The 13,509-nt window shown below is 72.7% G+C and carries 13 protein-coding genes; 12 read left to right on the forward strand and 1 reads right to left on the reverse strand.

From position 1 onward, the window contains the following. Positions 1 to 259: 259 nt before the first annotated feature. From rsmD to mutM, 7 genes are all read left to right on the forward strand, one after another. Positions 260 to 844 (forward strand): 16S rRNA (guanine(966)-N(2))-methyltransferase RsmD, encoded by a 585-nt coding sequence (gene rsmD / locus ACFQ87_RS22995; protein WP_380612667.1) that lies wholly within the window; start codon positions 260 to 262, stop codon positions 842 to 844. A 49-nt stretch (positions 845 to 893) separates the two neighbouring features. Then, on the forward strand, positions 894 to 1,385 hold the full coding sequence (coaD, locus tag ACFQ87_RS23000) for a pantetheine-phosphate adenylyltransferase (RefSeq protein ID WP_380612668.1): 492 nt from the start codon (positions 894 to 896) through the stop codon (positions 1,383 to 1,385). 183 nt (positions 1,386 to 1,568) lie between these two features. Next, positions 1,569 to 2,777 carry an ATP synthase F0 subunit B gene (locus ACFQ87_RS23005; protein WP_380612669.1) on the forward strand — a complete coding sequence of 403 codons (1,209 nt, stop codon included), beginning with the start codon at positions 1,569 to 1,571 and terminating at the stop codon, positions 2,775 to 2,777. Positions 2,778 to 2,948: 171 nt separating this feature from the next. Then, positions 2,949 to 3,593, forward strand: a complete 645-nt coding sequence (locus ACFQ87_RS23010) for a YceD family protein (protein WP_380612670.1) — start codon at positions 2,949 to 2,951, stop codon at positions 3,591 to 3,593. 2 nt (positions 3,594 to 3,595) lie between these two features. Further along, positions 3,596 to 3,769 carry a 50S ribosomal protein L32 gene (gene rpmF / locus ACFQ87_RS23015; RefSeq protein WP_030056747.1) on the forward strand — a complete coding sequence of 58 codons (174 nt, stop codon included), beginning with the start codon at positions 3,596 to 3,598 and terminating at the stop codon, positions 3,767 to 3,769. Between the two features lie 20 nt (positions 3,770 to 3,789). Continuing rightward, complete coding sequence (gene rnc, locus ACFQ87_RS23020) at positions 3,790 to 4,578, forward strand: ribonuclease III (protein WP_380612671.1); 789 nt, start codon at positions 3,790 to 3,792, stop codon at positions 4,576 to 4,578. A gap of 54 nt (positions 4,579 to 4,632) precedes the next feature. Further along, positions 4,633 to 5,511, forward strand: coding sequence for a bifunctional DNA-formamidopyrimidine glycosylase/DNA-(apurinic or apyrimidinic site) lyase (gene mutM / locus ACFQ87_RS23025; protein WP_380612672.1), 879 nt, complete (start codon positions 4,633 to 4,635; stop codon positions 5,509 to 5,511). Positions 5,512 to 5,515: 4 nt separating this feature from the next. Here mutM and ACFQ87_RS23030 read toward each other — a convergent pair whose 3' ends face one another. Next, entirely contained in the window at positions 5,516 to 6,436 is a 921-nt protein-coding gene (locus ACFQ87_RS23030) for a hypothetical protein (RefSeq protein WP_380612673.1), read from the reverse strand. 317 nt (positions 6,437 to 6,753) lie between these two features. Between ACFQ87_RS23030 and ACFQ87_RS23035 the strand changes: the two genes are divergently transcribed. From ACFQ87_RS23035 to smc, 5 genes are all read left to right on the forward strand, one after another. Next, entirely contained in the window at positions 6,754 to 8,121 is a 1,368-nt protein-coding gene (locus ACFQ87_RS23035) for a hypothetical protein (protein ID WP_380612674.1), read from the forward strand. A gap of 120 nt (positions 8,122 to 8,241) precedes the next feature. After that, the gene (locus ACFQ87_RS23040) at positions 8,242 to 8,751 is read left to right on the forward strand and encodes a winged helix-turn-helix transcriptional regulator (protein WP_380612675.1); all 510 of its coding nucleotides are present in this window, start codon (positions 8,242 to 8,244) and stop codon (positions 8,749 to 8,751) included. A 29-nt stretch (positions 8,752 to 8,780) separates the two neighbouring features. Further along, positions 8,781 to 9,083: an acylphosphatase gene (locus tag ACFQ87_RS23045; protein WP_380612676.1), complete on the forward strand. Its 303-nt coding sequence runs from the start codon at positions 8,781 to 8,783 to the stop codon at positions 9,081 to 9,083. A 411-nt stretch (positions 9,084 to 9,494) separates the two neighbouring features. Beyond that, a complete protein-coding gene (locus tag ACFQ87_RS23050) occupies positions 9,495 to 9,698 on the forward strand; it encodes a hypothetical protein (protein ID WP_045702518.1) in 204 nt (67 codons plus the stop codon). Positions 9,699 to 9,854: 156 nt separating this feature from the next. After that, the gene (gene smc / locus ACFQ87_RS23055; protein ID WP_380612677.1) at positions 9,855 to 13,469 is read left to right on the forward strand and encodes a chromosome segregation protein SMC; all 3,615 of its coding nucleotides are present in this window, start codon (positions 9,855 to 9,857) and stop codon (positions 13,467 to 13,469) included. The last annotated feature ends 40 nt before the right edge of the window (positions 13,470 to 13,509 follow it).

Here is a 13,509-nt window from a genome sequence, read left to right on the forward strand (position 1 = left end):
CGCTCGGGCCCGGTGCCGACGGTCGGCGCTCCGGCGCTCCTTCGTCGCTTGTCGCTTCTCCCTTTCGACACCGGCGCGCCCCTTCGGCTCGGGGCTGTGACTCGCCCGCTCGCCTCCGGGGCGCTCGGGCCCGGTGCCGACGGTCGGCGCTCCGGCGCTCCTTCGTCGCTTGTCGCTTCTCCCTTTCGACACCGGCGCGCCCCTTCGGCTCGGGGCGGGATAGCGTGGTCGGGCAGCGACGAAAGGACCCTTCACCACCATGACCCGCGTGATCGCCGGGTCGGCCGGCGGCCGCCGGCTGGCCGTACCGCCCGGCCGGGGCACCCGCCCGACCTCCGACAAGGCCCGGGAGGCGATGTTCTCCACCCTGGAGGCGTTTCGCGGCACCCTGCACGGAGCCCGGATGCTGGACCTGTTCGGCGGATCGGGCGCGGTCGGCCTGGAGGCCCTGTCGCGCGGGGCCGAGCACGTCCTGCTGGTCGAGGCGGACGGCCAGGCGGCCCGGGTGATCCGGGAGAACGTCCGCACCATCGGGCTGCCGGGCGCCGAGGTGCGGGCCGCCAAGGCGGAGAAGGTGATCGTCGGCCCGCCCCCGCAGACCCCCTATGACCTGGTGTTCCTCGATCCGCCGTACGCCGTGACGGACGGGGAACTGCGGGAGATGCTGATCACACTGTTGGCTGGGGGCTGGCTCGCGGACGACGCACTCGTCACCGTGGAGCGCAGCACCCGTGGCGGCGAGTTCGGCTGGCCCGAGGGCTTCGAGGTGCTGCGCTCCCGCCGCTACGGCGAGGGCACGCTCTGGTACGGTCGCGCCGCCGCCGAGGCCAGCGACCACGAGTAGCGGGCCGCGGCCCGCAGCAGCCGTCACCCCACGAGGGAGCACACACGCCATGCGTCGAGCCGTCTGCCCCGGTTCGTTCGACCCGATCCACAACGGCCACCTGGAGATCATCGAGCGGGCCTCGAAGCTGTACGACGTGGTGCATGTCGCGGTCCTGATCAACCGGAACAAGCAGGGCATGTTCACCATCGAGGAGCGGATGGGCCTGATCGAGGAGGTCGCCGCTCCGTTGGGGAACGTGGTGGTCGAGTCGCACCACGGCCTGCTGGTGGACTTCTGCCGGGAGCGCGGCATCCCCGCGATCATCAAGGGCCTGCGGGCGGTCAGCGACTTCGACTACGAGCTGCAGATGGCTCAGATGAACCACGGCCTGACCGGTGTGGAGACGCTATTCGTGCCGACCTCGCCGACGTACAGCTTCCTCTCCTCGACGCTGGTCAAGGAGGTCGCCTCGTACGGCGGCGACGTCTCGCACCTGCTGCCGGAGACGGTGCACCGCCGGCTGGTCGAGCGGATCGCGGAGCGCAAGGCGGAGCAGTAGACCCCGTCCCTTTTCTGCCGGTTCGTCACGGCTTGTTCGGGGTGGCGGAGGCCGGTTCGGCTCAGGCGTTGTGAGCTCGCCGCACGGGGGCCGTACAGTCTGTAGTCCTGCCCTGCGGTGAGGTCCACCGCGCCGGGCCTGCCTCCGCCGGACCGTCGGCGGCACACGGAAAGACGAAGCCCCGTGGACGTGCAGAACAAGGTCGACGAGATCGTGGCGGCGGTCGAGAACGCCCGCTCGATGCCGATGTCGGCCTCCTGCGTGGTGAACCGGGCCGAGCTGATCGGCCTGCTCAACGACCTCAAGGCGGCCCTGCCCGCCGAACTCGCCCAGGCGCAGTCGGTGATGGCCGACCACGAGCAGGTGGTGGCGGACGCCGAGGCCGAGGCCGACCGGATCATCCAGGGCGCGCACGCCGAGCGCGGCTCGCTCATCTCGGACACCGAGGTGGTCCGCCGGGCGCAGGCCGAGGCGGACCGGATCCTGGCCGAGGCCCGGGGCGAGGTCGAGGCCAAGCGGGCCGAGGCGGACGACTACGTGGACAGCAAGCTGGCCAACTTCGAGGTCGTGCTGACCAAGACGCTCGGCGCGGTCGGCCGCGGCCGGACCAAGCTGCGCGGCGACTCCAGCGTCTTCGAGGCCGACCACGAGGGCGAGACCGGCGGCGAGGAGTTCCAGCCGCAGCGGATCAGCCCGAGCCCCGAGGTCGATGAGTACGTCGATGTGAAGCTCGCCACCCTGGAGAACGTGCTCGGCGCCACCCTGGAGGCGGTCGGCAAGGGTCGCGACAAGCTCCTCGGCAAGCAGCCGGTCGACGAGCTGGGCGCCTACCTGGCCGCCGCTGACGAGGCGCAGCAGGCCAAGGAGCGGGCCGAGGCGGTGGCCGCCGGGTTCGCCGCGGACGCCGACGGCGACGACATCGCCTGGTACCGCGAGGACGTCCCGCAGCAGCAGACCTGGCCCGAGCAGACCCCGGCCGCGGCCGGCTGGCAGGACTCCGGCGCCGACCAGTACGCGGCCGCCGCCCACCAGCAGGGCGGGCAGTACGCCGAGGTGTACGGCGGCGGCTTCGACCCGGCCGGCCAGGGCGACCCGTACAGCGCCCAGTGGGGCCACCAGCAGCAGGGCGGCTACCCGCAACAGCCCGGCTACCAGGACCAGCAGCAGGGCGACGCCTACGGGTATCCCCAGCAGCAGGACGGCTACGGGGCCCAGCAGTACGACGGCTACACCTACCCGCAGCAGCCGGCTCTGCCCCCGGCGGTGCCGCACCACCAGCAGCCCGCCCCGCCCCCGGTGGTGCCGCACCAGCAGCAGGGCCTGGACGAGACCAGCTTCTTCGACACCAGCATGATCGACATGACCCGGCTGCGGGAGCTCGGCGGCCGCTGAGCGGCCCCCGGCGGGGCTGCCGGAAGTCTCCTGACGGGGCCGAAGTTGGGCCTGGCGGGAGACTCCGGTAGTCTGACCACTCCGGCATCCCCATGTCCGGCCGTCGGCTTGCCCTCGCAACGTCGACTCGTATGGGGACACAGCATTGATTCCGATGGAAGTCAGGACACCTTGAACCGCCTCGACCACCGCGACCCCCTCGTGTTCGACACGCACGAGCTGGGCCGTCGTCCGGGCGCCATGCGCAAGGTGAGTCGGACCCTGGAGGCCCCCGAGGGCTTCGGGATCATCGACGTGATCGGCGTCCCGGAGAAGAGCCCGATCGAGCTGGAGCTCCGCCTGGAGTCCGTGGTCGAGGGTGTGCTGGTCACCGGCACCGCCGACGCCCACGTCGAGGGCGAGTGCGTCCGGTGCCTGGAGCCCGTCGAGTTCGACATCGACGTGGACTTCCAGGAGCTGTACTACTACCCGGAGTCCGACGAGCGCCACCGCGCCCGGACCACCGGGACCGAGGACCTCGACGAGGACTCGGAGGAAGAGACTTACCGCCTGGAGGGCGACTTCTTCGACCTCCAGCCGGTGCTGCGTGACGCGGTGGTGCTCGCACTGCCGCTGCAGCCGGTGTGCCAGGACGACTGCCTGGGCCTGTGCTCCGAGTGCGGAGCACGCCTGAGCGACGACCCGACGCACCACCACGACGCCGCCGACCCCCGGTGGGCGGCTCTGCAGGGACTCTCCGCCGCCCCCGGCGACGAGGGTGACGGGATCAAGAACAGCGACACCCGTGAGGGTGCCGCCGAGAACCAGGAGAAGTAGCCGTGGCTGTTCCGAAGCGGAAGATGTCGCGCAGCAACACGCGCCACCGCCGTTCCAACTGGAAGGCCGTCGTTCCGGCCCTCGTGGCGTGCGACCGCTGCCACGAGCCGAAGCTCGGCCACATCGCGTGCCCCAGCTGCGGCACGTACAACCGCCGCCAGGTCCTCTCGGTCTGATCGGCGGGGTGTACGGATCGATGTCGGACGGTAACTCCACCCGCAAGGCGTCCTCTGCCTCGAAGGGTTCTTCGGGTAGCGGCAAGGCCGGCGGGCCGGCTTCGACCGAATACGACGTCCTGGAAGGGCGCCTCGGGTACACGCTTGAGCGCGCCCTTCTGGTACGTGCCCTGACCCACCGCTCGTACGCGTACGAGAACGGGGGTCTGCCCACCAACGAGCGCCTGGAGTTCCTCGGCGACTCGGTGCTGGGCCTGGTGGTGACCGACACCCTCTACCGCGTCCACCCGGACGTCCCGGAGGGCACGCTCGCCAAGCTGCGCGCCGCGGTCGTCAACTCCCGCGCGCTCGCTGACGTCGGCCGGGGCCTGGACCTCGGTGCGTTCATCAGGCTCGGCAAGGGCGAGGAGGGCACCGGCGGCCGCGACAAGTCGTCGATCCTCGCCGACACGGTCGAGGCCGTGATCGGGGCCGTCTACCTGGACCGCGGTCTGGAGGCGGCGACCGAGTTCGTCCACCGGCTGTTCGACCCGCTGATCGAGGAGTCCTCTCAGCTGGGAGCCGGCCTGGACTGGAAGACCAGCCTCCAGGAGCTCACCGCCTCGGTGGGCATCGGGGTGCCCGAGTACGTGGTCATGGAGTCCGGTCCGGACCACGAGAAGACCTTCACCGCGGCGGCCCGGGTGGCCGGCGAGGACTTCGGCAGCGGCGTCGGCCGCTCCAAGAAGGAAGCCGAGCAGAAGGCCGCCGAGAGCGCCTGGCGCGCGATCAAGGAGAAGTACGCGGACCGGCTGCCCGCCGGCGCGTGACCTGGAAGTAGCCTTCACCCCTGCCGTCATTCTCTTCGCAGGAGGCTTGTTCCGGTGCCCGAACTTCCCGAGGTCGAGGTCGTCCGCCGCGGTCTGGCGAACTGGGTCGCCGGGCGGACCGTCGCCGACGTCCAGGTGCTGCACCCGCGCGCGGTGCGCCGCCAGCCGGCCGGCGCGGCCGACTTCACGGCCCGGCTGACCGGTACCACCCTCGGCACCGCGCAGCGGCGCGGCAAGTACCTCTGGCTGCCGCTGACCGGTACCGGTACGGGCTTCTCGCTGATCGGCCACCTCGGGATGAGCGGCCAGCTCCTCGTCCAGGACCCGTCGACGCCGGACGAGACCCACCTGCGGGTCCGGCTGCGCTTCACCGACGGCGGTCGCGAGCTGCGCTTCGTCGACCAGCGGACCTTCGGCGGTCTGGCGGTCGAGGAGGCCGAGGAGGGCGACCCGGAGGGCACGCCGGTCTCCATCGCGCACATCGCCCGCGACCCGCTCGACCCGCGCTTCGACGACGAGGCCTTCGCGGCCGCGCTCCGGGCCAAGCGCACCACGGTCAAGCGGGCGCTGCTGGACCAGACCCTGATCAGCGGCGTCGGCAACATCTACGCCGACGAGGCGCTGTGGCGCTCCAAGCTGCACTACGACCGCCCGACCGGGACGCTCACCCGCCCGCAGGCCGCCCTGCTGCTGGCCAACGCCCGGGACGTGATGACCGCCGCGCTCGCCGTCGGCGGCACCAGCTTCGACAGCCTGTACGTCAACGTGAACGGCGAGAGCGGCTACTTCTCCCGGGACCTCGACGCCTACGGCCGCGAGCAGGAGCCCTGCCGCCGCTGCGGCACCCCGATCAGGCGGGCCGCCTGGATGAACCGTTCCAGCTACTTCTGCCCCCGCTGCCAGCGCGTGCCGCGGACCCGCAGCGGGGGCTGAGCCGCTAGTTCTTGGCGAGTTCCGGCTGCCCGGCGGGCTCCTCGGCCGGGGCACCGTGGGTGTCCTGGCCGAAGTAGGCGACCCCGACCGCGGACACCACCGCGAGCAGGAAGCCGACCACGCCGAGCCAGCCCAGGCCGGCCTTGGAGGAGTCGCCGAGCCAGAGCACGCCGACCGCGCCGGGCAGCACCGTCTCGCCGACCACCAGCGCGGCGGTCGCGCCGTTCACCGAGCCGATCTGCAGCGCCACGGTGTGCACGTACATGCCGCCGAGGCCGCCGATCAGGATCGCGTACAGCGCTGGGTCGGAGAGCAGCTGCCCGAGGTCGAAGGGCTCCAAGCCGTTGAGGATGCGCACGCCGACGCCCAGGCCGCCGAAGCCGAGGCCGGAGAGCAGACCGGCGACGATCGCGCCCTTGGAACCCATCCGGCGCACCAGCAGGCCGCCGCCGACCAGCAGCACGGTGGTGATGATCAGCAGCCACCAGTGGAAGGCCGTCTCCGCGTGGTGGCCGCCTTCCGGGCCGGCCGAGACGGCCAGCAGCACCAGCGCCGAGCAGAGCACGCCGATCGAGGCCCACTCCAGCTGCTTGAGCCGGATGCCCAGCAGCTTGATGCTGAGCAGCGCGGTGATCACCAGGTTGGCGCTGATGATGGTCTGGGAGAGGAACAGCGGCAGCAGCCGCGCGGCCAGCGCGCCCAGCCCGAAGCCGATCAGGTCGAGCACCGTACCGGTGATGAACTCCCAGGTGACGGCGGCCTTGGCGGTGGAGGACAGGCTCGGTCCGCCGTGCTCGGTGGTCGAGGTGGTGGCGCCCCTGGCGGTCTCCTCCTGGGCGGAGCGGCGGGATCCGACGGCCTGTAGGACCGAGCCGGTGCCGTAGCAGGCGGATGCCGCCACGGCCGTGACGAGGCCGATGATCACCGAACGCTCCGATCGGGAGTTGGGTCAAGAACAGGTAATGGGACCAGCGGTCCGGGACCCACTATGCCCGTTCGCGCGGTACGGTCGGGACCTCCCCCCGGGCCGCCGCAGGGCCGCCCCCGCACCACCCCGGGCCCGCCGGGACGTACGTCCGGGCGTCCCGGCCGGTTCCCGCGCCCCACCCGTCTCAGGGTCGACTGGGGGAAATCTCATCCGCGAGAAGGGGTACCGCCCCGGCGGTCGGCGGGGAATCTTGTCATAACCAGTATGCGAAGGGTATGCCGTCCTCTGCCGCCGGTCGCGGTAGCGTCGGGGGCATGAGAACCCTTGCACGACGTTCCCGGGGCACCGGGCCGCTTGCCCTGGTGGCGGCGCTGCTCGGGCTGCTGCTCGTGTTCGCGCCCGTGGCCTCGGCCGCCGGTGGGCTGGGAGACGTCTCCACCACCCTCAAGCAGGGCAAGGTCTACGTCGACCCGGCGATGACCAGCCGCTTCAGCCAGAGCCAGGCGGACGCCCTGACCGAGAAGATCAAGAAGGCCGACAAGCCGATCTTCATCGCGGTGCTTCCGGACGCGGCCCCGTACAACACCCAGACCAAGACGATCTTCCAGGACCTGCGGACCGAGGTCGGCGTCGACGGCGTCTACGCGGTCTGGCTCGGCAACCTGTTCGACGCCCGGGCCGACCAGGGCGCGCTCGCCAAGGGCATGCCGCAGCGGATCGCCGGTGCGGCCTACCGCTCGCACCAGGGCGACATCAACGGCACCCTGAACGACTTCGTCGACCAGGCCGCGCCGCAGGCCAAGGGCAACGGGGTCACCCACAGCACCTCGATCGCCTGGGTGGTCATCCCGGTGGTGCTGGTGGCGCTGGCCGGCGCGGGTGTCTTCTTCCTCTTCCGCCGTGCCAAGAAGCGCAAGGAGGAGCAGGCCCGGGCCGAGCTGGAGCAGCTGCGCCGGGTGGTGGACGAGGACATCACCGCCTTCGGCGTGGAGCTGGAACGGCTCGACTTCAACCCGGCCGCCGCCGACGCGGACGACGTCCAGCGCACCGACTACTCGCACGCCCTGGACGCGTACGAGAAGTCCAAGCGGCTGATGGACGAGGCGAAGAAGCCGGAGGACGTCAAGCAGGTCACCGAGGCGATCGAGGACGGCCGGTTCGCGCTGGCCACCCTGGCCGCACGGCGGGACAAGCGCCCGCTGCCCGAGCGCCGTCCCCCGTGCTTCATGGACCCGCGCCACGGCCCGTCCGTCAAGGACGTCGAGTGGGCCCCGGCCGGCGGCGCCCCGCGCACCGTCCCGGTCTGCCAGGCCGACGCCGACCGGGTCGCGGCCGGCCTCGACCCGGCCGTGCGCACCGTCGACACCGAGCACGGCCCGCAGCCGTACTGGAACGCCGGCCCGGCGTACGCACCGTACGCGGGCGGCTACTACAGCGGCTTCGGCGGCGGCCTGCTGCCCGGCCTGCTGGTCGGCACCGTGCTCGGCTCGGCGATGAGCAGCCCGGCCTACGCGGCCGCGCCGATGATGGAGCACCACGGCTACCAGGACCAGTACGAGGGCGGTGACTACACCGGCGCCGACTTCAACGGCGGCGACTTCGGCGGGTTCGACGGCGGTGGCACCGACTTCGGCGGTGGTGGCGACTTCGGTGGTGGCGACTTCGGCGGCGGGGACTGGTAGTCCTCCGGTCCCGGAACCGCCTCGCACGGCCCCGTCGGTCTCGACCGGCGGGGCCGTTCGTCGCCCCGGGGCATCGAGGCGCGGGTTTGAGAAGGCAACCCGGTGTGGCAGGCTGGCGCTGTGACCTCCGACACCACCGGCACCCCCGCGGCCGCTCGGGCCGCCGTCCCCGGCCGACCGTGCTCGATGGCGGCGGCGCTCCAGGTGGTGGGCGAGAAGTGGGCGCTGCTGGCGGTGCGCGAGCTGTTCTACGGCAACCACCGCTTCGACCGGATCGCCCGCAACACCGGCGCCCCGCGCGACCGGCTGACCGCGCGGCTGCGGGCGCTGGAGGAGGCCGGGGTGGTCGAGCGCCGCCCGTACAGCGAGCGGCCGCCGCGCTACGAGTACCACCTCACCGAGGCCGGCCGGGACCTCGCCCCGCTCGCCCACGCGCTGCGCGTCTGGGGCGACCGCTGGCTGGGGCCGGATTCCCCGGTGACCTTCGCCCACGAGTCCGAGGGCCACCAGCCGCACCCCTTCGACCCGGCCTGGGTCTGCCGCACCTGCGGCCGGGAGGCCCGCCGCGGCGAACTGCACGCCGAGGTGCACACCCCGGGCTGGACGGTCGAGGGCCCCGTGGAGCTGTGACCGGCCGCAACGACGGTTAGGGTCGGGGCATGCACGGTCGCGACGCCCACAGTGATGAACCGGTCCGGGTGACCGCCTGGGTCCGGGGGAAGGTCCAGGAGGTCGGGTTCCGCTGGTGGACCAGGGCGCGGGCGCTGGAGATCGGCGGCCTGTCCGGCTACGCCAGCAACCTCGGCGACGGCCGGGTACAGGTGGTGGCCGAGGGACTGGCCGCCGACTGCGAGGAGCTGCTGGCCCTGCTGCGCGGCCCCGACACGCCCGGCGCGGTGAGCGGCGTGACCGAGATCTGGACCGCCGTCGGTGCGGGTTACGAGGGTTTCGAGATCCGCTGAGCCCCCGTTTCCCGGCCCGCTGCCGTCGCGTCCCGGAAATGATCCGCAACCGTCGGTGTCAGGCGGTTGCCATTCGGGCAGACTCGTGGTTGACTCCGCATCGAACGATGATCCACGAGCACGTGGTGGACCCGGCCCGAGACCCCCCAGGCGTGACGACACCGCCGGGCAGGTGACAGGGGCGCGGTAGCGTGCGGTGATCGTGTTGACCCGTACCGTCTTTGGTGAGACGCTTGAAGCCCGCGCACACGATCGCGTATCCCGGCAGGCGCATGCCCTCGTGAGCCCAGCTCACGGTGGTTGTGCCGTAGTGCCCAGCCAGCACTTCCGGTGCGCGCCGCGCGTGCGTCCCCCTTCCCCCTAGACCTGTACCGTTCCGGTTCGGTCACTCAGCGTGGAGGACCATTCATCATGGCAAAGGCGCTTCTCGGGTACGTCGGCGGCCCCGACCCGCGAATGCTCTCCGAGATGCGACGGCTCCAGCAGCGCGTCCAGGACCTTGAAGCCGAGCTCCTTCGGATGCAGGCTGAGAACGACGCGCTCACCGCTGTCGCTGACGAGCACTCGCTGCTCAACAGCATCGATCTGGACCAGCGGGAGCCGGCTCTGACCTGAGCCCCGCCCCGGTCCTCACAGATCGACGCCGCTGTGCACTGAGCCGCCCCGAAAGGGACGCAGCTTTGCAAGGGACGCCCGGATGTGGCGTCCCTTCGTCGTGTCGGACTCCGGATACAGTCGGTCCCGTCGTGAGTGATTGAGGAGACCGGCCGCGTGCACCTGAAGAGTCTGACGCTGCGCGGGTTCAAGTCCTTCGCCTCCAGTACCACCCTGCGCTTCGAGCCGGGCATCACCTGCGTCGTCGGCCCGAACGGCTCCGGCAAGTCGAACGTGGTCGACGCGCTGTCCTGGGTGATGGGCGAGCAGGGTGCCAAGTCGCTGCGCGGCGGAAAGATGGAGGACGTCATCTTCGCCGGGACCAGCGGGCGCGCCCCGCTCGGCCGCGCCGAGGTCAGCCTCACCATCGACAACGGCGACGGCGCCCTGCCGATCGACTACGCCGAGCTGACGATCACCCGGACCATGTTCCGAAACGGCGGCAGTGAGTACGCGCTCAACGGCGAGACCTGCCGCCTGCTGGACATCCAGGAGCTGCTCTCCGACTCCGGCATCGGCCGTGAGATGCACGTCATCGTCGGCCAGGGCCGGCTCGACTCCGTCCTGCACGCCGACCCGACCGGCCGCCGCGCCTTCATCGAGGAGGCGGCCGGCGTCCTCAAGCACCGCAAGCGCAAGGAGAAGGCGCTGCGGAAGCTGGACGCGATGCAGGCCAACCTCAACCGCGTCCAGGACCTGGTGGCCGAACTGCGCCGCCAACTCGGACCGCTCGGCCGACAGGCCAGGATCGCCCGCCGCGCCGCTGGCATCCAGGCCGACCTGCGCGACGCACGGCTGCGACTGCTCGCCGACGACCTGCTCACCCTCCGCCAGGCCGTCGAGGCCGAGATCGCCGACGAACTCGCGCTGCGACTGCGCCGCACCACCGTCGAACAGGAACTGGCCCGCGCCGTGCAGCGCGAACGGGTCCTGGAGGCGCAGGTCCAGCAGCTCGGTCCGAGCCTGGAGACCGCCCGGCAGACCTGGTACCGGCTCTCCGCGCTCGCCGAACGCACCCGCGGCACCATCGGACTGGCCGAGGCCCGGGTCCGGCACGCCGCCGCCGGGGGACAGACCGAGGAGCGGCGCGGTCGTGACCCGGAGGAGCTGGAGCGGGAGGCCGAGCGGGTCCGCGAGGAGGAGGCCGCCCTCGCCGAGGCACTGGAGGAGGCCCAGTACGCGCTGGCCGAGGCGGTCGAGCGCAAGAGCGAGCTGGAATGCGAGCTGGCCGCCGAGGAACGCCGGCTGCGGGACGCCGCCCGGGCCATCGCGGACCGCCGGGAGGGCCTGGCCCGGCTGCAGGGGCAGGCGGTCGCCGCCCGCTCCAAGGCCGCCTCGGCCGAGGCCGAGATCGGCCGGCTCATCGAGGCCCGGGACGAGGCGCTGCTGCGCGCCGAGGCCGCCCAGGGTGAACTGGACGAACTCCAGCAGCAGGTCGACGGCCTGACCGGGGACGACGAGCAGGCAGAGGCCGGGCACCGGCAGGCCCGGGAACGGCTGGCCGCGGTGGAACGGGAACTGGCCGCCGCCCGGGAGACGGCCGGGGCCGCCGAGCGCGAACGGGCCGGGCTCACCGCGCGGCACGAGGCGCTCTCGCTCGGGCTGCGCCGCAAGGACGGCACCGGCGCGCTGCTGGACGCGGGGGAGCGGCTGACCGGACTGCTGGGCCCGGCGGCCGCGCTGCTGCGGATCGAGACCGGGTGCGAGGTACCCGTCGCCGCGGCGCTCGGGGCGGCGGCCGACGCGGTGGCCGTGGACTCGCCGTCCGCAGCCGCCGGGGCGCTGCGGCTGCTGCGCGACCAGGACGCCGGGCGGGCCGCGCTGCTGATCGCCGGGGCCACGGAGGTTCCGCGTCCGGCCGGGGAGTTGCCGGACGGGGCCCGCTGGGCCGGTGAACTGGTGGACGGCCCGGCCGAGCTGCTCGCCGCCGTCCGGAACCTGCTGGCCGGGGTGGCGGTGGTCGCCGACCTGGACTCGGCGCTGCGACTGCTCGCCGAACGCCCCGGACTGTCCGCCGTCACCGCCGAGGGGGACCGGCTGGGCGCCGGCTTCGCCCAGGGCGGCTCCGGCGGCGCGCCCAGCCTGCTGGAGACCCAGGCGGCCGTGGACGAGGCGGCCCGGGCGATCGGGGAACTCGCCCTGCGCTGCACCGAGTCGGCCGAGCGGCTGGCCGAACTCACCGAGCTGCGCCGGGAGTCGGCCGCCGAGGTGGACCAACTCGCCGAGCTGCGGCGGCAGGCGGAGAAGGAGCGGGCCCAGGTCGCCGGTGCGCTCGGCCGCCTCGGCGGACAGGCCCGCGCCGCCGCCGGGGAGGCCGAGCGGCTGTCGGCCGCCGCGACCCGGGCCGAACAGGGCCTGGCCGAACTGCTCGCCACCGCCGAGGAACTGGCCGAACGGCTCGCCGTGGCCGAGGAGTCGGCGGACGCCGGGGAGGACGAGCCGGACCCCGCCGAGCAGCAGCGGCTGGCCGAGGCCGCCTCCGCCGCCCGGCAGGCCGAGCTGGAGGCCCGGCTCGCGGTGCGCACCCACGAGGAGCGGGTCCGCGCCCTGGCCGGCCGGGCCGACCAGCTGGACCGGGCCGCCCGCGCCGAACGGGAGGCGCGCGCCCGTGCCGCCGATCGCCGCCGCCGCGCCGAGCACGACGCCGGGGTGGCGACGGCCGTCGCGGCGGGCGCCCGGCAGCTGTTGGCCTGCCTGGAGGTGTCGCTGTCCCGCGCGGACGCCGAGCGCGCGGCGGTCGAACAGGCGCGTTCCGAGCGCGAGGACGAACTGCGGGAGCACCGGGAATACGGCCGCGGCCTCAAGGAGGAGCTGGACAAGCTGGTCGACGCCGGGCACCGGGACGAGGTGCTGCGGGCGGAGAAGCGGCTGCGGATCGAGCAGTTGGAGGCCCGGGCGCTGGAGGAGTTCGGCATCGACGGGGGCGAACTGCTCGCCTCGTACGGGCCGGACCAGCCCGTCCCGCCGCCCGCGGCGTCAGCCGCTGATGTCGCTGCGCCCGAGGAGGGGCAGGAGCCGGGGGAGCCGTACCCGTACGTCCGGGCCGAGCAGGAGAAGCGACTGAAGGCCGCCGAGAAGGCCTACCAGCAGCTCGGCAAGGTCAACCCGCTGGCGCTGGAGGAGTTCACCGCGCTGGAGGAGCGCCACCAGTTCCTCGGCGAGCAGCTGGACGACCTCAAGCGCAGCCGGCGCGACCTGATGGACATCGTCCGGGACGTGGACCAGCGGGTCGAGCAGCTGTTCACCTCGGCGTACCACGACACCGCGGCCCAGTTCGAGGGCGTCTTCGCCCGGCTCTTCCCGGGCGGCGAGGGTCGGCTGGTGCTGACCGACCCGGACAACATGCTCACCACCGGGGTCGAGGTGGAGGCCCGCCCGCCCGGTAAGAAGGTCAAGCGGCTGTCGCTGCTGTCCGGCGGCGAGCGCTCGCTGACCGCGGTGGCGCTGTTGGTGGCGATCTTCAAGGCCCGGCCCAGCCCGTTCTACGTGATGGACGAGGTGGAGGCGGCGCTGGACGAGACCAACCTGCGCCGGCTGATCGGGATCATGGAGGAGCTGCGGGAGAGCTCCCAGCTGATCGTGATCACCCACCAGAAGCTGACCATGGAGTCCGCCGACGCCCTGTACGGCGTGACCATGAAGGGCGACGGGATCTCGCAGGTGATCAGCCAGCGGCTGCGCGAGGAGCACAAGGAGCGGCGGCCGGCAGGCGTCCGTACGGTGACGGTGTAGGGCGGCTACGGTCCATCCGGGCTCCGGTCACGGATACTGG

The organism is Kitasatospora sp. NPDC056531 (assembly GCF_042794375.1).
Lineage (GTDB): Bacteria > Actinomycetota > Actinomycetes > Streptomycetales > Streptomycetaceae > Kitasatospora.

What these genes read in the sequence shown, in the direction of transcription:
- rnc (WP_380612671.1), top strand. Translation starts at nt 3,790, where the DNA reads ATGTCGGACGGTAACTCCACCCGCAAGGCGTCCTCTGCCTCGAAGGGT.
- ACFQ87_RS23050 (WP_045702518.1), top strand. Translation starts at nt 9,495, where the DNA reads ATGGCAAAGGCGCTTCTCGGGTACGTCGGCGGCCCCGACCCGCGAATG.
- coaD (WP_380612668.1), top strand. Translation starts at nt 894, where the DNA reads ATGCGTCGAGCCGTCTGCCCCGGTTCGTTCGACCCGATCCACAACGGC.
- ACFQ87_RS23045 (WP_380612676.1), top strand. Translation starts at nt 8,781, where the DNA reads ATGCACGGTCGCGACGCCCACAGTGATGAACCGGTCCGGGTGACCGCC.
- ACFQ87_RS23035 (WP_380612674.1), top strand. Translation starts at nt 6,754, where the DNA reads ATGAGAACCCTTGCACGACGTTCCCGGGGCACCGGGCCGCTTGCCCTG.
- rsmD (WP_380612667.1), top strand. Translation starts at nt 260, where the DNA reads ATGACCCGCGTGATCGCCGGGTCGGCCGGCGGCCGCCGGCTGGCCGTA.